Annotated in this window: 25 protein-coding genes and 1 other annotated feature; all 25 genes read left to right on the forward strand. The window is 41.2% G+C overall.

What is annotated here, in order from left to right:
• Positions 1 to 37: 37 nt before the first annotated feature.
• The 25 genes from MHI08_RS07260 (at position 38) to ileS (ending at position 25,964) form a co-directional block, all read left to right on the forward strand.
• Positions 38 to 817, forward strand: a complete 780-nt coding sequence (locus MHI08_RS07260) for a cell division protein FtsQ/DivIB (RefSeq protein WP_025092541.1) — start codon at positions 38 to 40, stop codon at positions 815 to 817.
• Positions 814 to 1,503: a DUF881 domain-containing protein gene (locus MHI08_RS07265; RefSeq protein WP_342500121.1), complete on the forward strand. Its 690-nt coding sequence runs from the start codon at positions 814 to 816 to the stop codon at positions 1,501 to 1,503. Before MHI08_RS07260 ends, MHI08_RS07265 begins: the two co-directional genes overlap by 4 nt.
• A gap of 20 nt (positions 1,504 to 1,523) precedes the next feature.
• Complete coding sequence (locus MHI08_RS07270; RefSeq protein ID WP_024424254.1) at positions 1,524 to 2,249, forward strand: DUF881 domain-containing protein; 726 nt, start codon at positions 1,524 to 1,526, stop codon at positions 2,247 to 2,249.
• Positions 2,249 to 2,617: a small basic family protein gene (locus tag MHI08_RS07275; protein ID WP_003210988.1), complete on the forward strand. Its 369-nt coding sequence runs from the start codon at positions 2,249 to 2,251 to the stop codon at positions 2,615 to 2,617. Before MHI08_RS07270 ends, MHI08_RS07275 begins: the two co-directional genes overlap by 1 nt.
• Before the next feature lie 159 nt (positions 2,618 to 2,776).
• Complete coding sequence (ftsA, locus tag MHI08_RS07280) at positions 2,777 to 4,099, forward strand: cell division protein FtsA (RefSeq protein WP_024424253.1); 1,323 nt, start codon at positions 2,777 to 2,779, stop codon at positions 4,097 to 4,099.
• Between the two features lie 33 nt (positions 4,100 to 4,132).
• Positions 4,133 to 5,278, forward strand: coding sequence for a cell division protein FtsZ (ftsZ, locus tag MHI08_RS07285; protein WP_024426931.1), 1,146 nt, complete (start codon positions 4,133 to 4,135; stop codon positions 5,276 to 5,278).
• Between the two features lie 303 nt (positions 5,279 to 5,581).
• On the forward strand, positions 5,582 to 9,892 hold the full coding sequence (locus tag MHI08_RS07290) for a S8 family serine peptidase (RefSeq protein ID WP_342500189.1): 4,311 nt from the start codon (positions 5,582 to 5,584) through the stop codon (positions 9,890 to 9,892).
• Between the two features lie 249 nt (positions 9,893 to 10,141).
• The gene (spoIIGA, locus tag MHI08_RS07295) at positions 10,142 to 11,071 is read left to right on the forward strand and encodes a sigma-E processing peptidase SpoIIGA (RefSeq protein ID WP_024426933.1); all 930 of its coding nucleotides are present in this window, start codon (positions 10,142 to 10,144) and stop codon (positions 11,069 to 11,071) included.
• A 58-nt stretch (positions 11,072 to 11,129) separates the two neighbouring features.
• The gene (gene sigE / locus MHI08_RS07300) at positions 11,130 to 11,849 is read left to right on the forward strand and encodes an RNA polymerase sporulation sigma factor SigE (protein ID WP_007499746.1); all 720 of its coding nucleotides are present in this window, start codon (positions 11,130 to 11,132) and stop codon (positions 11,847 to 11,849) included.
• 144 nt (positions 11,850 to 11,993) lie between these two features.
• Complete coding sequence (sigG, locus tag MHI08_RS07305; RefSeq protein WP_024424250.1) at positions 11,994 to 12,773, forward strand: RNA polymerase sporulation sigma factor SigG; 780 nt, start codon at positions 11,994 to 11,996, stop codon at positions 12,771 to 12,773.
• A gap of 150 nt (positions 12,774 to 12,923) precedes the next feature.
• Complete coding sequence (locus MHI08_RS07310) at positions 12,924 to 13,862, forward strand: sugar-binding transcriptional regulator (protein WP_024426934.1); 939 nt, start codon at positions 12,924 to 12,926, stop codon at positions 13,860 to 13,862.
• A gap of 244 nt (positions 13,863 to 14,106) precedes the next feature.
• A complete protein-coding gene (locus MHI08_RS07315; protein WP_163115169.1) occupies positions 14,107 to 15,351 on the forward strand; it encodes an SAF domain-containing protein in 1,245 nt (414 codons plus the stop codon).
• A 12-nt stretch (positions 15,352 to 15,363) separates the two neighbouring features.
• The gene (locus MHI08_RS07320; protein WP_024424247.1) at positions 15,364 to 15,795 is read left to right on the forward strand and encodes a transcriptional regulator GutM; all 432 of its coding nucleotides are present in this window, start codon (positions 15,364 to 15,366) and stop codon (positions 15,793 to 15,795) included.
• Positions 15,796 to 15,813: 18 nt separating this feature from the next.
• Positions 15,814 to 16,344 (forward strand): PTS glucitol/sorbitol transporter subunit IIC, encoded by a 531-nt coding sequence (locus MHI08_RS07325; protein WP_024424246.1) that lies wholly within the window; start codon positions 15,814 to 15,816, stop codon positions 16,342 to 16,344.
• Positions 16,345 to 16,357: 13 nt separating this feature from the next.
• The gene (locus MHI08_RS07330; protein ID WP_024426936.1) at positions 16,358 to 17,368 is read left to right on the forward strand and encodes a PTS glucitol/sorbitol transporter subunit IIB; all 1,011 of its coding nucleotides are present in this window, start codon (positions 16,358 to 16,360) and stop codon (positions 17,366 to 17,368) included.
• A gap of 26 nt (positions 17,369 to 17,394) precedes the next feature.
• On the forward strand, positions 17,395 to 17,751 hold the full coding sequence (locus MHI08_RS07335; RefSeq protein ID WP_007499733.1) for a PTS glucitol/sorbitol transporter subunit IIA: 357 nt from the start codon (positions 17,395 to 17,397) through the stop codon (positions 17,749 to 17,751).
• Between the two features lie 129 nt (positions 17,752 to 17,880).
• Entirely contained in the window at positions 17,881 to 18,657 is a 777-nt protein-coding gene (locus MHI08_RS07340; RefSeq protein ID WP_204305245.1) for an ABC transporter ATP-binding protein, read from the forward strand.
• Between the two features lie 79 nt (positions 18,658 to 18,736).
• Positions 18,737 to 18,973 (forward strand): YlmC/YmxH family sporulation protein, encoded by a 237-nt coding sequence (locus MHI08_RS07345; RefSeq protein WP_008344958.1) that lies wholly within the window; start codon positions 18,737 to 18,739, stop codon positions 18,971 to 18,973.
• Between the two features lie 235 nt (positions 18,974 to 19,208).
• Positions 19,209 to 20,048, forward strand: a complete 840-nt coding sequence (pgeF, locus tag MHI08_RS07350) for a peptidoglycan editing factor PgeF (protein WP_204305244.1) — start codon at positions 19,209 to 19,211, stop codon at positions 20,046 to 20,048.
• A 6-nt stretch (positions 20,049 to 20,054) separates the two neighbouring features.
• Positions 20,055 to 20,744 (forward strand): YggS family pyridoxal phosphate-dependent enzyme, encoded by a 690-nt coding sequence (locus tag MHI08_RS07355; RefSeq protein ID WP_034623709.1) that lies wholly within the window; start codon positions 20,055 to 20,057, stop codon positions 20,742 to 20,744.
• Between the two features lies 1 nt (position 20,745).
• The gene (sepF, locus tag MHI08_RS07360; RefSeq protein ID WP_024424241.1) at positions 20,746 to 21,204 is read left to right on the forward strand and encodes a cell division protein SepF; all 459 of its coding nucleotides are present in this window, start codon (positions 20,746 to 20,748) and stop codon (positions 21,202 to 21,204) included.
• A 6-nt stretch (positions 21,205 to 21,210) separates the two neighbouring features.
• Complete coding sequence (locus tag MHI08_RS07365; protein ID WP_024424240.1) at positions 21,211 to 21,492, forward strand: YggT family protein; 282 nt, start codon at positions 21,211 to 21,213, stop codon at positions 21,490 to 21,492.
• Positions 21,493 to 21,545: 53 nt separating this feature from the next.
• Entirely contained in the window at positions 21,546 to 22,322 is a 777-nt protein-coding gene (locus tag MHI08_RS07370) for an RNA-binding protein (protein WP_024424239.1), read from the forward strand.
• A 26-nt stretch (positions 22,323 to 22,348) separates the two neighbouring features.
• A complete protein-coding gene (locus MHI08_RS07375) occupies positions 22,349 to 22,843 on the forward strand; it encodes a DivIVA domain-containing protein (protein WP_008344947.1) in 495 nt (164 codons plus the stop codon).
• A 61-nt stretch (positions 22,844 to 22,904) separates the two neighbouring features.
• Positions 22,905 to 23,139, forward strand: a binding site (T-box leader).
• Positions 23,140 to 23,198: 59 nt separating this feature from the next.
• On the forward strand, positions 23,199 to 25,964 hold the full coding sequence (gene ileS, locus MHI08_RS07380) for an isoleucine--tRNA ligase (RefSeq protein ID WP_034623680.1): 2,766 nt from the start codon (positions 23,199 to 23,201) through the stop codon (positions 25,962 to 25,964).
• Positions 25,965 to 25,989: the final 25 nt, after the last annotated feature.

Here is a 25,989-nt window from a genome sequence, read left to right on the forward strand (position 1 = left end):
TGTGGACAAGCAGCTTTGAATGGGGTGAAGAATATATATGCGGCCTGATCATGAAAATGAAAAGATCGTCAATATAGAAGAACGAATTCCTAAAATTAAAGAACAAAGGAAGCAGAAAGCGAATCGGAGACTAATCTCTTTTATTCTACTGTTTTTTATCATGGTTTTAATCATTATTTATTTGCAGACACCAATCAGTAAAATTTCTTCTTTAACTATTACGGGTAATGAGCATGTCCCTACAAAACAGCTTGTGAAACTTTCCCAGATTAAAGAAGGCGAAACAGAGTTTTGGAATTTAAATAAAGATTTAACAGCAGATCATATTAAGCAAAACAAACTGATTAAAAGTGTCAGTATCAAAAAACATTTTCCAAATAAGGTTAGTATTGCTGTCAAGGAATATGCCAATATTGCGTATCTTCAAAAGGGAAATTTATACTATGAGCTTCTTGAAAATGGGACAGCATTACCAGAAGAAGTCACACCAAGTCATGCAGGACCTATTTTTGTTGATTGGGACAATAAAGAGAAGCTGAAGCAAACGGTTAGATCTTTAAATCAGCTGCCAGCCTCTATTCAGGAACTCATCTCAGAAATATATTATGTGCCAACAAGCTCAAACCAGTGGCTCGTTAAATTTTATATGAATGACGGGAACACCGTGATTGCATCAATTAAAACATTCGCTGATAAAATGAAAACCTATCCTGCCATTGTAAAAGAACTTTCGCCATCTGAAAAAGGCACAATCCATATGGAAGTCGCGACGTATTTTGAAGCGTTTAAATCTAAGAAAAAGGAAGAAGAACGTTGAGAGGCAAAACAGTTATATTCTCAATTGTCATGCTTGTTCTTGGTTTTCTGATTTCTTTTTCATACCAATATACTAAGCAGCATCAAGCAGATGTCATTCGAACAGAGCAATGGAAAAAAGAATACTCCTTGAAAAGTCAGCTGACAAAGCAAGAAAAGGCGAATCAGAAACTTGAAAAAGAATTATATAGTCTTCAATCACAGGTTCAAGCCACTGAGTCCAATTTGAAAAATGAAAAAGAGCAGTATTTTAATGTATTGGAAGATGTTGAGAATTACAGGATGTTTACAGGAGAGATCGGTGTAAAAGGAAAAGGGGTACAAGTATCCCTTGAAGATGCATCTTATATCCCGAGTGGACAAAATGTCAATAATTACATTGTTCATGAGAGCCACATTTTTCATGTGATAAACGAACTGTTTATATCAGGGGCCTCTGCCGTATCTATTAATGGACAGAGAATTACACACCAATCATACATACATTGTAATGGCCCAGTTGTCACAGTTGACGGTGTTCAGCATCCAGCGCCATTTGTTATTTCTGCTATTGGTGATCCGGCTGTGTTAATACCTGCATTAAATATTGCAGGAGGAGTGGTCGATCAGCTGACAAGTGATCACATTTCGATGACGATTGAAAAAAAGGATATTCGTATGAATCCTCTTTTAAAACACAAAGATTAAAAGTGAAAAGGTGAGTGGTGTTGAGGAAAAAGAAGCCTTTACTTAGTTTGACAGCCTTAATGGTGATATTCGGCATCATGGTCTCCATCCAATTTAATTCATTGCAAAAGCCCAAAGTTCGTGATACTCGCGATGTGTGGGAGCTAAGAGAGGATTTATCTGCATCTAAAAGTAAAGAATTGGATTTACTGAAAGAAATTGATAAATACGATGAAATGCTGAAAAAGTATGGTCATCAAGGAGATCAATCAAAAGAAGCTCAACTAACTAAAACATTAAAAGATTTAAAAGAAAAGGCTGGTTTTACAGAAGTGACAGGGGAGGGAATTGAAGTTGACATCTCTCAGCTCTTCTCCAAGGATCTGACCGGGGAAGAAGTGAAAAATATCCCGCCTGATCTTCTGAAAAAGCTAATCAACGAAGCCAATATGTATGGGGCAAAACATATTTCCATTAATGACCACCGTGTGATTAATACAAGTGTGATTCGAGATATTAATGGTACGACGAAAATGGATGGCTACAGCTTAGATGGTGATGAAGTGACCATCAAGATGATCAGCGACCAGGCCGACAAATTATACAGCCGTTTAAATGTATCAGATATTGGTGATTTGTTTGCTCAGGAAAATTTCGGCTTAAGTATTAGCCAGCCGAAGCAGCAAATTCAATTAAAAGCATATGACGGTGCGATTCAGTTAAACGAGTTGAAGCCTCTTGACGATGTAAAGGAGGGAAAATCTTAATGTGGCTTCCTGTACTTGGCTTAATCATAGGAGTTGCGATCGGTTTCTTAACAAATTTTACGATACCGAATGAGTATTCTAATTATCTTTCCCTCGCTGTACTTGCTGCGCTTGATACATTGATTGGTGGAATCAGGGCACATCTGCAAGGGGCATACGATGAACTAGTGTTTGTATCAGGCTTTTTCTTTAATATTATACTTGCAATAAGTTTAGCTTTTCTGGGCGTCCATCTTGGTGTAGACTTGTATTTAGTCGGAATGTTTGCTTTCGGCGTTAGATTGTTTCAAAATATAGCAGTTATTCGAAGAATTCTACTAACAAAATGGACAATTTCTAGAGAAAAAAAGAAAAAAAGTGAGTCATAAAAAAGGATATACATATGATGTAACGAATATTTTCAGTAATCCTAATAAAAAATGTTGATTTTTTAAGTTTTGTTACACACTTGTAAAAACACATTCATTGTATTGTTGTTCAGCAAATAATAGAATAGAAAGTATTGATATGTGAGGAGGTGCCATAGAATGAACAACAATGAAATTTACGTCAGCCTTGACATCGGTACATCCAATATAAAAGTCATCGTCGGAGAAATGGCGGATGATTCGCTTAACATTATAGGTGTTGGAAATGTCCCTTCAGAAGGGTTAAAAAAAGGATCGATTGTTGATATAGATGAGACAGTTCATTCTATTAGACAAGCATTTGAACAGGCTGAGAGAATGGTAGGTTTTCCTTTACAAAAGGCGATTGTCGGAATTAACGGAAACCACATTCATATTCAGAATACGAGCGGCGTGGTCGCAGTATCTAGTGAAAACAAAGAAATACATGCTGAAGATGTGAGACGTGTCTTAGATGCTGCACAGGTAGTATCTATTCCTCAAGAACATCTCGTCGTAGACGTCATCCCGAGACAATTTATCGTCGACGGAAGAGATGAGATCACTGATCCGAAAAAAATGCTTGGTGTTCGGCTAGAGGTGGATGGATCGTTAATTACAGGTTCTAAAACGATTCTACATAACTGGCTCCGATGTGTAGAAAGAGCTGGAATTGAAATTATGGATATTTGCTTGCAGCCGCTCGCATCGGGCTCAGCAGCATTATCGAAAGATGAAAAAAATCTAGGGGTAGCTCTCGTCGATATTGGCGGCGGATCTACAACGATTTCCGTATTTGAAAACGGGCATCTCTATTCTACTCACAGTATCCCTTTGGGCGGAGAGAACATTACAAAAGATTTGTCTATAGGACTTAGAACTTCTACTGAAGAAGCTGAACGAATTAAAAAACAATTTGGACATGCGTTTTATGATGAGGCATCGTCTGAAGAAACATTTGAAGTTTCTGTCATCGGTACCGATCAGAAACAGACGTATACACAGCTTGAAGCGGCTAATATCATCGAGGCTCGGCTGGAAGAAATCTTGCTCTTTGTGGCAGAGGAATTAAGAAATATGGGTGTCCATGATTTGCCTGGCGGATTCGTTCTAACAGGTGGACAGGCAGCTATACCAGGTATCCTTTCTCTTGCACAAACGGTCTTGCAAAACAATGTTAGAATTGCAAGTCCGAATTATATTGGGGTGAGAGAACCTCAGTATATGACAGGAGTGGGTCTGATCCACTTTGCTTATCGCAATGCAAAGATTCAGGGCAGACAAGTTGGATTCCAAATGCCGGATGAGGCGTTTCATGAAGTAGGCGCATCCATGGAGCCGGTTTCTTCTGCACCACAAGTGAAAGAAGCGCAGCCAAGACCGAAAGTAAAACAAAAAGCACAAGAAGAGACAAATAAAAAACCGGGCAAAATGAAAAAACTATTTAATATGTTCTGGGAATAGAATTAGATTTTCGACGGATTAGGAGGATTCAGCATGTTGGAGTTTGAAACAAATATAGACGGCCTAGCATCAATTAAAGTAATCGGAGTAGGTGGAGGCGGAAATAACGCTGTCAACCGAATGATCGAAAATGACGTACAAGGTGTCGATTTCATTGCAGTCAACACAGATGCACAGGCGTTAAATCTATCAAAAGCAGAAACGAAAATGCAAATCGGTGCTAAGCTGACAAGAGGGCTTGGAGCAGGTGCGAATCCTGAAGTCGGTAAAAAAGCTGCTGAGGAAAGCAAAGAACAGATTGAAGAAGTATTAAAAGGCGCAGACATGGTCTTTGTTACTGCTGGTATGGGCGGTGGAACTGGTACGGGTGCTGCACCTGTCATTGCAAAAATCGCAAAAGATTCTGGTGCATTGACAGTTGGAGTCGTGACTCGTCCTTTCACATTTGAAGGAAGAAAGCGTCAGCTTCAAGCAGTTGAAGGAATTGCTTCTATGAAAGAAGCAGTTGACACTTTAATTGTGATTCCAAACGATCGCTTGCTTGAAATTGTTGATAAAAACACGCCAATGCTTGAAGCATTCCGTGCAGCAGATAACGTGCTACGACAAGGTGTTCAAGGGATCTCAGATCTTATTGCTACACCAGGTTTAATCAACCTTGACTTTGCTGACGTGAAAACGATCATGTCCAATAAAGGTTCTGCTCTTATGGGTATCGGTGTTGCGACTGGTGAAAATCGTGCCGCTGAAGCTGCGAAGAAAGCTATTTCTTCACCACTTCTAGAAACGGCAATCGACGGTGCACAAGGTGTCATCATGAATATTACTGGTGGTACGAACCTAAGTCTTTATGAGGTACAAGAAGCAGCGGACATTGTGGCTTCTGCATCTGATGAAGATGTAAACATGATTTTCGGTTCTGTCATTAATGATAACTTGAAGGATGAAATTGTGGTAACCGTGATCGCAACTGGATTTATTGAGCAAGAGCCAGAGGTGTCAAAACCACAAAGAAATCCATTAGGGCAAGGATTAAAGCAAAATCAATCCATTCCTCAAAAACGTGAAGTAAAACGTGAGGAACATCAGCAGTCATCATCTCAGCCGAGACAAAATACACAATCAAGCGATGATACGCTGGATATCCCAACGTTCTTGCGCAACCGTAATAAACGCTAATCGAGTATCACTCATCCCCTTCCACCGGAAGGGGATTTTTTCATGTCCAATATATAAAGAAACCCGCATCACTACTAATCAAAAAGTCTTAAATATGTCTGGGTTACTTTATCCAACATATGTATTTCGACTTAGAGTGATTAAGTAAAAAGAATCATTTTCCTATTACAAAAAGCGACAAAATGATGAACTTTATTTGACTACATTAAATAGAACACCATGAATCTTGTCATGAACAAAGGTAAGGGAGGAGTTAAACCCATACACTGTTTGACCATTTGAGGAGGAGGGATTTGATTGAAAGTGAAGATTCGCAAAACCGCCGGCTATCGTTTGATGAGTCTTTTGGTGATTGGTACTTTAACGATGACAAGCTTTGGGATGGTTCAAGCAAAATCGACTTCTACCTCATATCAAGAGGAAGCTGTTTCCTCCAAGAAAACAAAAGCAAAGATCTCATCTAGATTAATGAAACAGTTTCAACAAGAAGACAAGGTGACCTTTTTAGTCAAAATGAAGGAACAAACCAATGTCAAAAAAGTGGCGAAGGATGCTGTATCAAAAGCCAAAAAACAAAAGTTAACAGCTGCTAAAACGCAGTACACAAAAAGATCAGCTGTCGTATCAGAACTAAGAGCGACGTCTGAAGAGAGGCAGGAAGCGCTGCTTGCTTATTTACAAAAAGCCCAGAAGAAAAAGCAAGTGAAGGATATTCATTCGTACTATATTGTGAATGGTCTCGCTGTGACGGGAACGAAAGAAGTCATGGAAAAGGTAGCTTCCTTCCCAGAAGTAGATCAAGTGCTGCCAAATGAAATCCGTCAAATCCATCGTCCTGTTGATTTGAAGACTTCAAAGAAAAACAAACAAATCAAAGCAGCAGATGGAATCGAGTGGAATATTTCTCAAGTTCATGCCCCAGAAGCGTGGGCTTTAGGCTATGACGGAACTGGTACCGTTGTGGCAAGTATTGATACAGGTGTGGAATGGGATCATCCTGCATTAAAAGAAAAATACCGCGGATTTGACCCTGCACGTCCGAATGAACCTTCTCATGAATTCAATTGGTACGATGCAACGACAGGTTCTAAAGCGCCATACGATGATTTAGAGCATGGTACACATGTAACGGGAACGATGGTTGGCTCTGAGCCAAATGGAGAGAATCAAATTGGAGTCGCACCAGGTGCAAAATGGATCGCGGTGAAAGCTTTCTCAGAAGATGGTGGATCAGATGCTGATCTGCTTGACGCAGGTGAATGGATTTTAGCTCCAAAAGATGAAAACGGAACCCCTCATCCAGAAAAGGCGCCAGATGTGGTCAATAATTCTTGGGGCGGTGGGCCTGGTCTTGATGATTGGTATAAAGATGTGGTCAATGCTTGGAGAGCAGCGGACATCTTCCCAGAGTTTTCAGCTGGTAATACGGATTTATTTAACCCTGGCGGTGAGGGATCTATTGCAAATCCTGCGAACTATCCCGAAGCCTTTGCGACGGGTGCAACAGATCAAAACAACAAATTGGGTTCTTTCTCTTTGCAAGGCCCCTCTCCATATGGCGTCATGAAACCAGATATTGCGGCCCCAGGGGTAAATATTCGTTCTTCTATTCCTGGGAAAGGGTATGAGGATGGCTGGAATGGAACCTCGATGGCAGGTCCGCATGTTTCAGCTGTTGTGGCTCTTCTTCGCCAAGTACAGTCAGATCTGTCTGTGGAAGAGATCGAAGAAATTCTCATTGATACTGCAAAACCGCTGACAGATCAGCAATTCCCGGAATCACCTAACAATGGCTATGGGGCAGGATTAGTTGATGCAAAAGAAGCCATCACAGCATTAACAGATGGAATTGGCAAGATTGAAGGACAGGTAACAAAAGAAGGAGAAGATACAGAACCACCTGTTTTTTCTCATAAAGGGCCGAATGAAATTTTTGCCTCTACGCCAACACCTCTAAGTATTACAGCAGAAGATGAAGTAGCTGTGATAAATGTCTCCTTGACTTATCAAGTGGATCAAGGGAAAAGGGAGACGCTGCAAGCAAAACGAACGGATGGAAATCATTTAAAAGGGACATATGTTGTTCAGCTCCCAGAACTTGAGGGAGAAAATATCACGTACCGATGGATTGTGAAAGATTTTGGAGAAAATGAAGCTGCATCAGAACCGTATACGCTTCCGATTAAAACATCCATCACGACTGGCTACTCGCAAGATTTTGAAGCTTGGCCAAGTGGATGGTTCAGTGGTGGAACAAAAGATCCTTGGCAGTGGGGGAAGCCGACCACAGGTCCGAAACAGGCCTTTACTGGAGATCATGTCTATGCTACAAACCTAGACAGTCCTTATGAAAATCAAACAGATGCTCATTTATCTATGCCGATGATTGCTGTACCTGAGTCAGGCTCCGCCTTTTTACAATATCAATACTGGCATGACCTTGAAGCAAATTATGACTATGTGCATATTCATGTGCAGCCTGAGGGGGAAGATGCTGTCCAAGTGGCAGCCTACACAGGCAAAACAAGTGGATGGACAAAAGGAGAAGTAGATTTATCTGCTTACAAAGGTCAGAACGTGAGAGTTATTTTTCAGCTAAGAACGGATGGCAGTGTGACAAAAGACGGTTTTTATTTAGATGATGTGAAAATAACAGATCAAGCCTTGCCTCAGAAGGCAAAGAAACAGCTTGGCGTCATCAAAAAAGAAAAGTCAGCACAGGAGCTGAAGAAACCCGTCGATCCGAAAAGCGCAAAGCCTGCTAAAATAAAAGAAAAACATGTCCAGATGAAAAAGGAAAAAAGTGTAGATGCCCCATCTATCAAAGCTCTTCCGATGAAGGCAGAAATCAGTGTTCTTGAAAGCGGCAAGTCCACGTACACATATGAAGCGACAGGGAGATATCAGCTTTCCCATGGTGCAGGGGAATTTACAGTGAAAGCTGAAGCATATGGCTTTGAATCACGCACACAAAAAGTCAATATTTCTGCAAATGATCAGGCAGAGGCAAATTTCTCGTTACAGCCACTAGAAAAACGAACGATATCTGGCACAATTGTCAATGAAACAACGGGTGAAAAAGTAAAAGATGCTACGGTTTATCTTGTAGAGGATGCGAAAATTGAGCCGGTGAAAACAGATGAATCTGGCGAGTTTTCTCTAGAGGCATTGAGCGGTGTGTATACAGTCAAAGTATTTGCGAAAGGGTTTAAAGGATATTCGTTTACAGCCGATGTGACAGAAAAGCCGCTTGAAAAAGCAATCAAGCTGGAACCTTTCATCGGTTTTGCTGGCGAAATTGGCTACGATGACGGAACAGCTGAAAATGCACGGGCGTTCTATGATCCTGGTAATGGCTGGGCGGTGAAATTTTCATTAGAAAAAGGGAAGAAACAAGCACAGGTCACAGGGGGGCTTTTCCGTTTCTGGACAACAGAGTGGCCAGCCCCTGGCGGGAATGAATTTGCGGTTGAAGTGTATGATGCTTCTGGGAAGGACGGCGCTCCAGGTGAGAAAATTGCTGGACCTTTTAAAGCGAATGCGCTGCGTAATGGTGAATGGACAAAAGTAGATTTAGAAGATCAAGCCATTACGGTGGATGGAGATTTCTATCTTGTCTATATTCAAACGAAAAAGAATACGGAATCTCCAGGCCTTGCAACAGATGAAGATGGACCAAATGCTGAAAGAAGCTGGCAGCTGACAAGCGGTGCCTTTTCTCCTTCTCCAAAAGAAGAGGGAAATTATATGATTCGTGCGCTTGTCCAATATGAAGCAGATGTGCCAGAAATAACATCTCCAAAGGCTGGAACGATCACGAACAAAGATGAACTGGAGATCGAAGGTAAAGCCTCTCCAGGGCTTGATGTAGCGATCTATCAAAACGATAAAGAGATTGCCAAAGTGAAAGCAGATCAGTCGGGTGCTTTCAAAGAGAAGGTTACAGTGTCAAGCGGAGAGCATGTATTCACGGCTGCTACTGTTACGGATAAAGGCGCAACGAAAAAATCCAAATCAGTCAAGGTGATCATTGATCAAACAGCCCCAGTGTTAACGATAGATACACCAAAAAAAGGGGAAAAGTCTAACAAAGAATCACTCACTGTAGAAGGAAAGGTAACGGATGATCATCTTGATCAAGTCACTGTGAATGGAAAAAAAGCAGCAATAAAAGATGGGAAATATTCTGCAAGAATCCTGCTTGAAAACGGGAAAAATACGATCAAAGTAACAGCAAAAGATGCAGCAGGAAACAAAACGACTAAAAAAGTCGATATCGATGTTCAATACGAAGCGCCTGAGATTTCTAAGCTGACACCAGCAGAGAATGTCAATCTATCATCAGGTGAGTCTGTTAAAATTTCATTTAACAGCAGAGAAAAGCTAGACGCAACGTTTGTCATTCACATGCCGCTGACAAACGCGAGATCAAAGCTGCAAAATACAACAGAGCTGCCGCTTCGTGAGGTAGCCAAGGGAACATATGAAGGTTACTGGACAGCTACTTCTACCGCCAAAGCAAAAGGTGCAGTCATTGAAGTGATTGTGCGGGATGATTATGGAAATGTTACTCGACAAAAGGCCCCAGGCACATTAAATATCAATGTAAAATAACCCTTAAAAAAGGCACGACTCCTTGGAGCGTGTCTTTTTCGTTTCGAATGATTGTTTGTAAGCTTGTCCGGAAGCACACTCTCTTTCTTTGTGCTCTCATTCCTCGACAAAAACAATAACAATCCACCAAAAGTTCTCTATCATCCCCAACAAGAATTGACAGACTTCCATCTCTTGGCTGTTTTATACTGGTACAAACAAGTGCAAGTACTGCTTTTGATTCTTTGTTTCAGATGAAAGGAGCAGAAGGTGGTCATTTATTTAGATGTGATTTGGCTGTTAAACTTTTGTTTTGATCTATTGCTTCTCTTACTCACTGCATTTATTCTCAAACGACAAGTAAAAAAACGGCGATATATGTTAGGAGCTCTGATTGGATCGAGCATTGTTCTCTTGCTCTTTACACCATTTGCAATGTTTGTGTCACACCCTCTAGGCAAACTGCTTTTTTCTGTCTTGATCGTGCTTGCAACTTTTGGATTTCAAAGATTTCGATTCTTTTTTCAAAACCTGTTTGCTTTTTACTTTGTCACATTTTTGATGGGAGGAGGCATGATCGGGGTTCATTCGTTTTTACAAACCAATACTGTTATTCAAGACGGGCTGCTGATTTCACAAAATGATGGCTTTGGTGATCCCATTAGCTGGCTTTTCGTTTTAACCGGCTTTCCTGCGATTTGGCTGTTTTCAAAGAAACGATTAGGAGAGGTCGGTGCGAAAAAAAGACAGTTTGATGAACAAGTCCTTGCGGAGATACACATTCAAGGAGAGACCATCCGCTTAAAGGGACTCGTCGATTCTGGCAATCAGCTGTATGATCCTATGACGAAAACACCTGTGATGATCGTTCAAGCAGATCAACTCATGTCCATTTGCGGAGAGCCATTTATAGAGCTTATGAAGCAGTCTCATCCTGTTGAAGTGATGCAAAAGCTCGATGATCAATTTCCGCTTCTTGACCGTTTAAGACTTGTTCCATATCGAGCGGTCGGTCATGATCACGGGTTTCTTCTATGCTTAAAACCAGATACGGTCATCATTTATTCAAAAACGCATATGATCCAGCCAGCCAAATGTTTTGTAGGCATGAGTCTGAGCGGTTTATCAGCAGATCAGGAATTTCAATCCATCATTCATCCAGATATGTTAGACGGAAAAATCATCCAAGGGGTGTCTTAAGTTTTGGTGATGTCTTTTATCTTACGAGGTCAACTTGACATTTAGAAGGGAGAAGAAGATGAAAAAATTAAAATTTAAACTCACTTACTACTGGTATAAACTCCTCATGAAGCTAGGTCTTAAGAGTGATGAGATTTATTATATTGGTGGTAGTGAGGCGCTTCCGCCGCCATTATCAAAGGATGAAGAGCAGGAACTGCTTGTCAAATTACCAAAAGGTGATCAAACAGCAAGGGCTATCCTGATTGAAAGAAATTTGCGGTTGGTAGTCTACATCGCAAGAAAATTTGAAAACACAGGGATTAATATTGAGGACTTAATTAGTATTGGAACTATTGGTCTAATTAAGGCAGTCAATACATTTAACCCAGAAAAAAAGATCAAGCTTGCGACATATGCTTCGAGATGTATTGAAAATGAGATTTTGATGTATTTGCGCCGAAATAATAAAATTCGTTCAGAAGTGTCGTTTGATGAGCCGCTCAACATTGATTGGGACGGAAATGAACTGCTTTTATCAGACGTACTTGGAACAGATGATGATATTATTACACGGGATATTGAAGCAAATGTAGATAAAAAACTTTTGAAAAAAGCGCTGGAACAATTAAATGACCGCGAAAAGCAGATTATGGAGCTCAGATTCGGCTTGGTTGGCGGTGAGGAAAAAACCCAAAAAGATGTCGCTGACATGCTAGGCATTTCCCAGTCGTATATTTCAAGGCTTGAAAAAAGAATTATTAAACGATTACAAAAAGAATTTAACAAAATGGTCTAAAAAAATTTTTTGAAAAGCTCTGTCCCTTTGCTGTCAAAGGAATCAACTTCTTTTCTCATGATTACTCGTCATCACTCGTGCATATTTTTCCATCCCAAGGAGATACTGAACTTTGTACAACAGCTCCTGTAGGGAGGGAAAAAAGTGTCCAGAAATAAAGTGGAAATCTGCGGAGTCGACACCTCCAAACTGCCTGTTCTGAAAAACGAAGAGATGAGAAAATTGTTCAGACAGCTGCAAGATGAGGGTGACGATACAGCAAGAGAAAAGCTAGTCAATGGCAATTTGCGGTTGGTTTTAAGTGTGATTCAGCGTTTTAACAACAGAGGCGAGTATGTGGATGATCTCTTCCAAGTAGGCTGTATCGGATTAATGAAATCAATTGATAATTTTGATTTAAGCCACAATGTCAGATTTTCAACTTATGCGGTCCCTATGATCATAGGAGAAATCCGTCGATACTTGCGTGATAACAACCCAATTCGGGTGTCTCGTTCACTAAGAGATATTGCCTACAAAGCGCTTCAGGTTCGTGAGAGGCTGATTAGTGAGACAAGCAAGGAGCCAACGGCAGAAGACATTGCCAAAGTGCTGGAAGTGCCTCATGAGGAAATTGTCTTTGCCCTAGATGCGATTCAAGATCCTGTTTCTTTGTTTGAACCGATCTATAATGACGGAGGAGATCCGATTTATGTGATGGATCAAATTAGTGATGATCGGAACAAAGACACACAATGGGTAGAGGAATTGGCCTTAAAAGAGGGAATGCGCAGATTGAATGATCGAGAAAAAATGATTCTCCGCAAACGCTTCTTCCAAGGAAAAACGCAAATGGAAGTCGCTGAAGAGATCGGGATTTCTCAAGCACAAGTCTCAAGACTTGAAAAAGCAGCCATCAAACAAATGAATAAAAACATCTTTTAAAGCCGCCGCTTCATGTGCGGCTTTTTTCATTCTTGGAAAGAGCACGTCTCTAGTATTGACTCTGTTATTTTTTTCATTTAATCTGTTTTTAACAAATGTTATTTTAGATATCATTTGTTAGGGAACACTTAAGCGGAAAGAAGGGTTATTATGACATTCCATGATGAAAGAAGGCTGCTCATTAAGGTTGCGCATATGTATTATGAAGAAGGCGCCACTCAATCTAAAATAGCAGATGCTGTTGGGGTTAGCCGTTCGCTCATATCGAAATATTTGGCAAAAGCACGTGAAGCAGGAATCGTGGAAATCATTATTCATGATGAAATGAATCAACAATATGGATCTTTAGAAAGAAAAATAGAGAGGAAATACGGGCTGCGAGAAGTCGTCTGTGTGGAAACGCTCAGCCAAGAAACAACAAAAAGCCGAATCGGCGCTGCGGCGGCAGGCTTTTTATTAAAAGTCATGAAGGATGGACAAGTCATCGGTTTTTCCTCAGGAACCACTTTGCATGAAATGGCGAAATCGCTTACGTCAGTTCAGCACTACCCATCCGTGACATTTGTTCCGCTTGTCGGGGGTGTGGGAAACGAAGATGTTGATATCCATGCCAATTATATTATTGCGAGATGCACAGAGGCACTCAAATCTAAATGTGAGTTTTTACATGTGCCTGTCATGCTTGATACGAAAGAAGCGAAGGATGTACTGATACGGCAGCCGTCAATCAAAAAAGTGATTGAATTAGGAGAATCATCAAATATTGCGGTTGTCGGGATTGGCGGGGTTCCGCAGCATTCAACGATGGTGAAATCTTATATGACAAGCGGTGAGGAGGATATTCTTCAAGCGAAGGATGTAGCGGGTGACATTTGCTATAACTTTATTGATCACCAAGGAGAAGTGTATCCCCACCCATGGAACGACAGGGTAATGGGCATAAGCCCGCAAAAGTTGAAAGAAATCCCGCTAGTCATTGGTGTCGCTGGAGGAGAAGAAAAAATTGAAGCGATCCGGGCAGCATTAGAAGGTGGATTAATTCATGTATTAATTACGGATGAACGAACAGGAGATGCCTTATTAAAGTAACTACCTAATATGATTAGGTAGTTTTTTTGAGCCTTTAGACTCAAAAAGATTGAAAATTTTATCGATTTTATCTTGACACAAAGTTGACACATCATATAAACTAAGTTCATAACAAATGATAAATAAAATAACAAATGTTACAAGAAACAGATTTTTGTTAATTTTTATAACATTTGTTAAAAGTTTCAGATTATTTTTCTAGCAATCTACCCGAGAAGCAAGAAAACCTGAAAGGATGATTTAGATGTCAATCTATCAACAGTTGTTAGCTCGAGAACGCAGTGGAGATCCAATCAAAGTAGGAATTATTGGGGCAGGCCAAATGGGCTTTGGACTTATTTCACAAATTTCTAAAATTCCAGGCATGATTGTAGCAGGTGTTTGTGATATTCACCTTAGTGCAGCAGAGAAGGCAGCGAATTTTTACAAGCAGCATGCGAAGCCGCATCAAATGGTCGTCACAAATGATTATAGAGAAGTGATTCAATCAGATTTTGTGGAAGTTGTCGTAGATGCAACAGGAGTACCAGAGGTCGGAGCAAACATTTCTTTGGAAGCGCTTAATTCAAAGAAACATCTCGTTCTTTTAAATGTAGAAGTTGATATTACCATCGGTTTGGTGATGCATAAGTTATTCACAAATGCAGGACTTGTTTATTCTGGATCAGCTGGAGACGAACCGGCAGCAACACTAGAATTATATGAATTTGCAAAAACAATGGGACTTGAGGTGCTCGTTGCTGGGAAAGGCAAGAACAACCCATTCTTCCCAGAAGCAAATCCAGATACGTGTAAAGCAGAAGCAGATAGTAAACATATGAGTGCACATATGCTCGCTGCCTTCCAAGACGGAACAAAAACAATGGCAGAAATGAACTTATTAAGTAACGCGACAGGGCTTTTGCCAGATAAAGTCGGTATGCACGGAGTCGAAGCAAATTTAGAGAATGTAGCAGATAAATTGAATCAAAAACAACAAGGCGGCGTGCTCAATAACTTCGGAGTCGTTGAATATGTAAATGGACTTGCTCCAGGCGTATTCGTTATCGTCAAGAGTGATCTAGAGCCAGTAGATGAAGAGCTTCGTTACTTAAAAGTTGGAAAAGGTCCTCACTACACGCTTTACCGTCCTTTCCACTTAGCGAGTCTTGAAACACCTGTTACCATCGCAAAAGCGGTCTTACAGCATGATTCATCGATCCACCCGATTGGTGTACCAGTGTCAGAAACAGTCGCTGTTGCGAAAAGAGATATTAAAGCAGGGGAATCACTTGACGGGATTGGCGGATACTCCGTAAGAGGTGTACTTGAAACGCATCAAGACATGAAAACGAACGGTCACATTCCAATTGGTTTAATCAGCGGAAAAGTCGTAGCGAAAAAAGACATCAAATTAGGACAGTTCCTGACTCATGATGATGTAGAGCTTGATTCAAACACAACCGTCTGGAAGCTGCGTTCATTACAAGATCACTTATTTCAATCATAAGGACGTGAAGCTATGGAAAAATTAGCAATCGTACTTTGTATCATTCTCATCGTGCAGTATGGGTTATCTTTTATTCAAATCAAGTATTACCGCAAAAGCATGGACTCACTGATTGATGACTACAGAGGGAAACAAGGCTATCACTTATTTTCAGGAATGGAACGGCGCAAAGTTGGCCCTGGGGCCATTGCGCTCATCATTGTGGATGAATCGTATATCATTCAAAAATGCCATGTGCTTGGCGGCGTGTCGATCTTATCTAAATTTAAAGAAGTCCCTGCATATGAAGGCAAGCATGTAGGGGCTGTGCTGGACGAGCACCACATGATGAAGAAAACGTTGAAAAAGCGCAAAAAAGCGCCAGCTGTCATGCAAGCACTTTCCATGGCGGCTGAACAGGCACTTGTCTCGATTTCGAAAAAAAATATAACAAATGTGAACTAAAGAAAGGGGAGATGAAACATGGAATGGATTCAATGGTTTGGAGAGCACTTTATCGGAATGTTTGAAGCCGGCGGAAAGCAGTTCATGGGTCTGATTACAGGTATCGTTCCAACGCTTGTTGTGTTACTTACTTTCACTTATGCTGTCATGAAATTTATTGGAGAAGAGCGAGTGAATAGAGCCATTCAGTTTGCAGCGAAATATACCATTTTGCGCTACACGTTAATGCCGATCTTATCTGTACTTATTTTGACAAACCCAATGGCTTATACGTTTGGCCGCTTCTTACCTGAAAAACAAAAACCGGCATTCTATGATTCAGCTGTTTCATTTGTTCATCCGGTGACATCACTGTTCCCGTATGCCAACGCAGGAGAACTATTTGTCTACTTAGGAATTGCGAACGGGATTAAAGAAGCTGGATATTCAATGTCAGAGCTCGCTGTTCGTTACTTCTTAGTCGGGATCGTCGTCATTTTACTACGCGGAATCATTACTGAATGGATTACAAAATATTTAGCAGGAAAAATGAAAGCGAATTCACAATAGGGGAGGGTTAGACATGACAAACCACAAAGTATTTGTTGCAAAAGGTGCTGGCGGATGGGGAGAAGGCTTAGAGCTTGAACCAACTGGTAAAAGAAGAAAGGTCGTTTCCATTACAGGGGGAGGCATTCACCCGGTTGCACGTAAAATTGCAGAAATGACAGGGACAGAAGCATGTGATGGCTTTAAAAACTCTATACCAGAAGATGAAATGATGTGTGTTGTCATTGACTGCGGGGGAACAGCGCGAATCGGACTTTATCCAATGAAACGCATTCCAACTGTAGACGTTTTGGCATCCTCTCCTTCTGGGCCGCTTGCTAAACATATTACAGAAGATATCTTCGTATCAGGCGTAACAGAAAAAGATATTTCCTATGCAGAAGCATCTGATGGTGAGGCGAAAGCAGAAGGTCAGGAAAACAGTGAGTCGATTGACAAAGAGAATTTCAAAGAAACGTATGCAAAGCTGAAAGAGGAAAATATTGAGCGGCAGGAAAAAGGCAATTTCCTGATGAGATTCTCACGCGGAATCGGGAAAGTCACCGGTACGTTCTACCAGGCTGGCCGTGATTCTGTTGATATGCTTTTGAAAAACATTATTCCATTCATGGCATTTGTCAGTATGTTAATTGGAATTATCAATTATACAAAAATCGGTGATCTGATTGCCCATTTTCTATCACCTTTGGCAGGATCTCTTTGGGGGCTCTTACTGCTCGTTGTGGTCTGTACACTGCCGTTCCTATCACCTGTCTTAGGACCTGGAGCAGTCATTGCCCAAGTCATCGGTGTTCTGATTGGTAGTCAAATTGCACTAGGAAACATTCCGCCTCAATTTGCACTTCCTGCACTATTTGCCATCAACGGTCAAGTAGGGTGTGATTTTATTCCAGTGGGGCTGTCACTTGGTGAAGCGAAGCCGGAAACGGTACAATATGGGGTACCAGCTGTTTTGTATAGCCGTCTTATTACAGGGGTTCTATCTGTTGTGATCGCATACGTTGCCAGCTTCGGTATGTATTAAACGTATTAAAGGAGGAATCGAGATACATGGTAACACAATCTGTCGTAAAAGAAATTGGGATCTTAGTCCCGCAATTTAAAGAAGATAAGCTGATTGTTTTATTTGGACCCGCAGCGCCGCAGGAATTAAGAGATATGTCTGTCATTCATGAGTTCGAACATTTAGAAGAAGAGCCGCTGAAGCTAGGCGGAACCATTCAAGTGGGCGATCAAACGTACACGATCACAGCCCTAGGCAATAAAGCAAATGACAACTTTAAAGAGCTCGGCCATATTTCGATCTACTTCCAAGAGCCGTTTGATGATGTATTACCAGGAGCTGTATTTGCATCCCCGCACACGTTTCCTGATATAAAAGAAGGCGTACGAATTGAAATTTCGTAACCTTGTAAAAAAGCTGTTCCTAAATTGGAACAGCTTTTTTATATGAGGTTTACCAGAAAGAGCATTTACGATATGCTGTAAACATTCATTATTTGTATATTCAGAATTTTTACTCAGGAGGAAGTTATGGTGTCACTTGAATTGAAGAATGTTTCATTAAAAAGAAATGGGAAATGGCTGCTGCAGTCTGTTGACTGGCAGGTAAATAAGCAGGAACACTGGGTGCTTTACGGTTTAAATGGTGCGGGGAAAACCGCTTTATTAAATATGCTCTGCTCCTATTATTTCCCCACGTCAGGCGAGATGACAGTGCTGGGGCATGTCTTTGGCAAGGAAGCTCTTGGTGAAATGCTCAGGAGGAAAATTGGTCTCATCTCAGCGGGACTTGAAAAGAAATTGCACAGAGACGACAATGCTTTTGAAATTGTTTTGAGCGGCGCATTTGCTTCTATCGGGCTTTATGAAACCCCGACAGATGAAATGAGAGAGAAAGCCATTGATCTATTAAAAGCGTTTGGTTCATTCAAATATGCCAACAGAACATATGAAACCCTCTCACAGGGAGAGAAGCAAAAAGTCTTGATTGCGAGGGCTTTAATGAATGATCCGCAGCTCTTGATTTTAGATGAACCTGTGACGGGTCTTGATTTTTTAGCAAGAGAGCAAGTGCTGGAGACCATCTCATTTATTGCAGGTAAGCCTGATGCGCCTACTTTGCTCTATACGACCCATCATGCAGAGGAGATTCTGCCTGTTTTTCAGCATACCTTATTATTAAAAAATGGATCGGTTTTTGATCAAGGAGAAACAAAAGAGATGATGACAAGCGGCCTGCTTTCTTCTTTTTTTGAATGTCCGGTAGATGTCATGTGGAGAAATGGCCGTCCGCATTTAAGCAAATTGTAGATAAAAGAAACTATTGGTCTGCTTCCCTGCTTTTCCATCATACATATTATAGTAGAAAACGAAAGGCGGGGAAGGACAGATGATCAGTATTTCTGAATTCCAAATCAAGGATGTCGTCGATGTATCCAGCGGGAAAAAACTAGGCACCATTGGGGACATTGATATTAATGTCACAAGCGGCAAAATCCAAGCGATTATTATTGGCGGCACAGGTAAAATGATGGGATTTTTCGGAAAAGAAGAGGAAATGATTGTCCCATGGCGAAATATAGTAAAAATTGGCGAAGATGTGATACTTGTCCGCTTGTCTTCTTAATTCGTATAATTCCTCAATGAATCATTTAATTTTTCCTTAAAACAAACTCTTCATTCTTAGCAAACAATGTCTTTTTCGGGTAAAAAGATTACGTTTTCTTATCAATTTGTAAAAAAACCTGCAGAAAGGGCACATTTGAGTGTAATATTTAATGAATCCCACTAACTGTCTATGCATGTCTTGTGGTAAAATAGGAGCGAAATAAAGAGAGATGAATGAAAGGTGGGAGGCAGCTTTGACATACAAATATGACCCCTTTCAGCAGAAATTACCATATGCAATGACCATTCATGATTGGACGAACATGACATGTTCTGGTAAAGAGGTATTGGCCGGGTTTACAACAAAAAACGGCGGCTTCAGCCTACCTCCATATCAATCATTGAACACTGGACTCCATGTAGGAGATGATGCTTCTAGTGTTCAAATGAATCGTCAAGTCATAGCAGATGCTGCTGCTGTGCCGCTCTCTGATTGGGTGTTTGCAGACCAAACACACGAGGATCGCATCCTGAAAGTCACCAAGGAGCAAAGAGGAAGAGGAAGTCTTCATTATCATGAGGCACTGCCTGGTACAGACGGTTTATATACGTCTGAGACGAACATGATGCTCGCTCTTTGTTTCGCTGATTGTGTTCCGCTTTATTTTCTAGCTCCGCAAAACGGATTAATTGGAACGGCTCATGCCGGCTGGAAAGGAACCGTCAAGCAAATTGGTGCAAAGATGGTTGATGTATGGGTCAGCCAAGAAGATGCCAAGGCCGATCATATTCAAGTCGTCATTGGACCATCCATTGGCAGCTGCTGCTACATAGTCGATGACGCAGTCATGGATCAAGTGAAACAGCTTCCTTTTTCAACAGAGGATGTGTATTCCGAGATTTCACCAGGACAATATAAAATTGATTTGAAAACATTAAACAAAAACGTATTGCTTCATGCAGGAATAAAGGAAGAAAACATACATGTCAGTTCGATGTGCACAAGCTGCAATGATCAGCTTTTCTTCTCACACCGGCGTGATCAAGGGAAAACAGGACGTATGATGTCTTTTGTCGGGTTTAAGGAGGCATAAGTGCAATTGAATGTACGAGAGAATCTCAGACAAATAAATGAACAAATAAACGAAGCATGTAAAAGAGCCGGTAGACAACCAGCAGATGTATCGGTCGTCGCTGTGACAAAGTATGTCTCCATTGAACGAGCACAAGAAGCCAAGGAAGCAGGAATTATGCACTTTGGTGAAAATCGTGACCAAGGGTTACTTGAAAAGCAGGCGGCCATAACCGATGAAAACATTAGCTGGCACTTCATCGGCAGTTTACAGACGCGAAAAGTGAAATCTGTCATTCAGTCAATTGACTACTTACATTCGCTCGACAGGATGTCTCTTGCGAATGAAATTGAAAAAAGAGCGGATCACACGGTTCGCTGTTTTGTACAAGTGAACACATCACTTGAGGAGTCAAAACACGGCTTGAAAAGTGAAGACGTCATTCCATTTGTAAAGCAGCTAGCTGATTTCAAACAGATTGAAATTGCTGGACTGATGACGATGGCTCCATTTACAGATGATCACACTGTGATTCGCAACTGTTTTAAAACATTAAAAAATCTTCAAGAAGAAGTAAAACATCTTAACCAAGTAAATGCACCTTGTCAGCATTTATCGATGGGCATGTCAAATGATTTTGAAATCGCAATTGAAGAAGGTGCGACATTCGTTCGGATTGGCTCTTCACTTGTTGGAAATGAAACAGGAGGTGCGTGACATGAGCATAAAAAATAAGTTTAAAAGCTTTTTCACTCTCGACGATGAAGAGTATGAGTACGAATATATTGATGAAGAAAGAGAACCCGTTCAAGAAGAAAAAGGAACGAAGGATAAAGCAGCATTTCAAGATCGCCCGCAGACAGGAAAACAAAATGTCGTCAGCTTGCAAAGCGTGCAAAAATCCTCTAAAGTGGTGTTAAGTGAGCCGCGTGTTTATGCAGAAGCGCAGGAGATTGCAGACCATATTAAAAACAGACGTGCAGTCGTCGTGAATTTGCAGCGCATTCAGCATGATCAAGCAAAGCGAATCATTGACTTCTTAAGCGGAACCGTTTATGCAATCGGTGGAGACATCCAGCGTATTGGCTCGAATATATTCCTCTGCACACCTGATAATGTAGATGTATCTGGTACAATATCAGAGCTATTGACAGAGGAAGAACCTCAGAGGTGGTAAATCATAGTGATTCTAAATTTCATTTTTAATATTTTAGGAACGGTATTAACGATTTACTCATTCGCGATTATTATTTACATCTTTATGTCATGGGTGCCATCTGCAAGAGAAACTGTGTTTGGCCGTTTTCTGACAAATATTTGCGAACCGTATTTAGAACCATTTCGTAAAATTATTCCGCCAATCGGCATGATTGACATCTCGCCGATTGTGGCATTGCTTGTGATTCGTTTTGCATCATCATATGGACTAACGGGTCTTTACAATATGATTGTGCGCTTCATGTAAACAGGCTGCCGGGCTTGGCACTGCCAGGCTCTTTTACATAAGAGGGGAACAAAATGAGCGATATCTATCAGCATTTTAGAAAAGACGAACAGCCATTTGTCGACCAAGTGTTAGGCTGGAAAAAAATCGCACTCGACCAATATCGAATGAAATTAACAGATTTCCTTGATCCGCGTGAGCAATTTATTACTGAGTCCGTCATCCAGCATGGCGAAGAACTTGGGATCATGTTTTTTGGCGGGTATGAGGGAGCGGAGCGCAAAAGAGCCCTCATTTATCCTGATTATTTAGAACCTTCTATTCAAGATGTTGAGCTGTCATATTTTCAGGTGAACTATGCGAAAAAGTTTATTTCCTTAGAACACCCGAAGCTTCTCGGCTCATTGATTGGGACAGGCTTGAAGCGTCAAAAATTCGGAGATCTATTATTTTCAGAGGAAGATGTGCAGTTTATTTGTACAAGTGATGTCGCCGATTTTGTGCGGGCGCAGCTGACTCATGTCGGCAGAGCAGCCGTTTCATTAGAGGAAATCACGCAGGCAGAAATAAAGCCAGTGATCACGAAGACTGATATCAAAGAAGATACCATTTCTTCACTTCGGCTTGATGCTGTATGTGCTGCTGTCAGCCGTCAGTCTCGGCAAAAAGCACAGCTTTTAGTCAAAAATGGGCTTGTCAAAGTCAATTGGAAAGTCACAGAGGACCCTTCTTTTACAATCGGTGAAGGCGATCAGCTCTCTGTTCGGGGATTTGGCCGCTTTAGCCTCAAAACGATTGATGGGAAGACCAAAAAAGATAAGTTCAAAGTAACATTTGAGCTTCTGACATAACGAACTTGAATCTGGAGGTGGCGAGGTTGCCATTAACACCTAATGATATTCATAATAAAACGTTCACAAAAAGCTTTCGCGGCTATGATGAAGATGAAGTAAACGAGTTTTTAAGCCAAGTACGTAAAGACTATGAGATCGTACTTCGTAAAAAGAATGAGCTTGAAGACAAAGTAAACGAGCTTGACGAAAGACTAGGTCATTTTGCAACAATTGAAGAGACATTAAACAAATCGATTCTTGTGGCGCAGGAAGCAGCAGAAGACGTAAAGCGCCATTCGGATAAAGAAGCAAAATTGATTATTCGTGAAGCAGAGAAAAATGCAGACCGTATTATCAACGAAGCGCTGTCAAAATCAAGAAAAATTGCAATGGAAATCGAAGAGCTGAAGAAACAGTCGAAGGTCTTTAGAACTCGTTTCCAAATGCTCATCGAAGCGCAGCTTGATCTTCTGAAAAATGACGATTGGGATCATTTACTGGAATATGAAGTAGACGCTGTCTTTGATGAAAAAGAATAAGCGCATCATCTTGACATGACGTGCTCATGTTGCATATAATACCATCATAAATTAACAAGAGATAAACGTTTGAAAGGGACACTCGCAGCTGTCACATGCGTAATAAAGCGAATCAGGGATGGTGGAAGCCTGACATTACGAGACGCTGCAATGAGATCACCCCTTTAGTTCCTTTTCTGAAAAAAACAGTAAGAAAAGGCGTCTGATCACGTTACGATTTTAGAGTGGATAAGCGGCTCTTTCATATCGCTTGTCTAAAAGGGTGGTACCGCGAGACAAGCCTTCTCGTCCCTTATGGGATGAGAGGGCTTTTTTTATTGTTTTTTAATCAGAATTTGCATGTGGAGGAATGGGTATGAACTACAAAGACACCTTATTAATGCCGAAAACAGAATTCCCGATGAGAGGGAACTTGCCGAACAAAGAGCCTGAAATCCAAGAGGAGTGGGCAGAGAAAGACATCTATCAAATGGTTTTAGAGCGGACTAAAGGACGCCCGACGTTTATTTTGCATGATGGACCTCCATATGCGAATGGTGACATTCATATGGGGCATGCACTCAATAAAATCCTAAAAGATTTTATCGTCCGTTTTAAATCAATGAACGGGTATCATGCACCGTATGTTCCGGGCTGGGATACACACGGGCTGCCAATTGAAACAGCTCTTACTAAAAATAAAAAAGTCAAACGCAAAGAAATGTCTACAGCAGAATTCCGCAAACTATGCGAGGAGTATGCTTGGAAGCAAATTGAAGGTCAGCGCAGCCAGTTTAAGCGATTAGGCGTTAGAGCAGACTGGGACAATCCATATGTCACATTAAAGCCTGAATACGAAGCACAGCAAATCCTTGTCTTTGGTGAAATGGCGAAGAGAGGCTATATCTATAAAGGATTAAAGCCTGTTAACTGGTCTCCTTCAAGTGAATCAGCCCTCGCTGAAGCGGAAATTGAATATAAAGACAAACGTTCACCATCGATTTACGTTTCGTTTAAAGTAAAAGATGGCAAAGGCGTTCTTGAAAACGGCGAACAATTCATTATCTGGACAACAACACCTTGGACGCTTCCTGCAAACCTTGGCATTTGTGTTCATCCAAACTTAGAGTACAGTGTTCTTCAAGTCGGTGCTGAGCGTTATGTCGTTGCATCTGAACTGGTTGAACAAGTAGTAAAAACACTCGGCTTTGAAGAGTACGAAGTTGTGAAAACATTAAAAGGTAAAGAATTAGATAAAATCGTTGCAGCACATCCAATTTACGATAGAGATTCTCTTGTGATGCTTGGCGATCACGTGACAACTGATGCGGGAACTGGCTGTGTTCACACAGCACCAGGCCACGGGGAAGATGACTTTATTGTCGGTATGAAATACGGTCTTGATGTGCTCTGTCCAGTAGATGAAAAAGGTGTGATGACAGATGAGGCGCCTGGTTTTGAAGGACTATTCTACGAGGATGCCAATAAAGCCATCACAGAACAGCTTGAAGCAAAAGGTTCGCTGAAAAAGCTCGACTTTATCACGCACTCCTACCCGCATGACTGGAGAACGAAAAAACCAACGATTTATCGTGCGACAGCTCAGTGGTTTGCATCCATTAAAGATTTTAGAGAAGCGTTATTAGACAATATTAAAGAAACAAAATGGGTTCCAGCATGGGGAGAAACACGCCTGTTCAATATGGTGCGTGACAGAGGTGACTGGTGTATTTCAAGACAGCGTGTATGGGGCGTTCCAATTCCGGTCTTTTATGCGGAAAATGGTGAGCCGATCATCACGGACGAAACCATTCAGCATGTATCTCAATTATTTAGAGAGCATGGCTCGAATATTTGGTTTGAAAAAGAAGCAAAAGAGCTATTGCCAGAAGGCTTTACACATCCAGGCAGCCCGAATGGTGAATTCACAAAAGAGCAGGATATCATGGATGTATGGTTTGATTCCGGTTCTTCTCACCAAGCCGTTTTAGAAGAAAGAGACGACCTAGTCCGTCCGGCAGATCTTTACCTTGAAGGCTCTGACCAATATCGCGGCTGGTTTAACTCCTCATTATCAACAGCAGTTGCTGTCACTGGAAAAGCACCTTATAAAGGTGTCCTAAGCCATGGCTTTACGCTTGATAAAGAAGGACGTAAGATGAGTAAATCATTAGGCAATACGATTGATCCAACGAAGGTTGCGAAGCAGCTTGGTGCAGAGATTCTAAGACTTTGGGTATCTTCAGTCAACTATCAAGCCGATCATCCAGTATCTGATGATATTTTGAAACAAGTAGCAGAAGTCTATCGTAAAATCCGTAACACCTTCCGCTTCCTGCATGGAAACCTATTTGACTTTGACCCAGCAGTTAATGCCGTGCCAGTAGAAGAGCTTCGCGAAGTGGATCAATACATCATGATCAAATTAAACAAATTGATTGATAAAGTGAAAAAAGCTTATGATGATTACGAATTTGCGGTCGTGTATCATGCGATTCACAATTTCTGTACGATTGAGCTCAGCTCTTTCTATCTTGATTTTGCAAAGGATGTCGTCTACATTGAGCATGCCGATCATCCAGACCGCCGCAGCATGCAGACGGTCTTCTACGAAACATTAATGGCTTTAGTAAAGCTGACTGCACCAATTCTTCCGCATACCGCAGATGAATTATGGAGCCACTTAAGCTTTGTTGAAGAGCCGAGTGTTCAGTTAACAGATATGCCAGAAGGTGTGGCAGTTCCTCAAGCTGAAGCGACAGAAGCGAAATTTGACCGCTTTATGGAAGTACGTGATGATGTGCTAAAAGCGCTGGAGATTGCGCGTAACGAGAAAGTCATCGGACGTTCACTTGAAGCAAGTGTGACGCTTTATGCGACAGATGAAGTGAAAAACCTTCTTGCATCCATTAAAGAAGATGTGAAGCAGCTCTTTATCATCTCTGAATTAACGGTAGAAGATGAGCAGCATGCAGATACATCAGCGCCTGAATATGCATCAGGACGAATTGTGGTTCAAAAAGCAGAAGGAGAACTGTGCGAACGTTCCCGCATTATTTCAAAAGACGTTGGTGCAAATCCGAAATACCCAACATTGTCGCTGAAAAATGCTGAAATCGTGGAGAAATATTACCAAAATTAACAATGCGATATCACAAGCTGGCGCC

Source organism: Bacillus sp. FSL M7-0791, from assembly GCF_038627085.1.
Taxonomy (GTDB): Bacteria; Bacillota; Bacilli; order Bacillales; family Bacillaceae; genus Bacillus; species Bacillus safensis.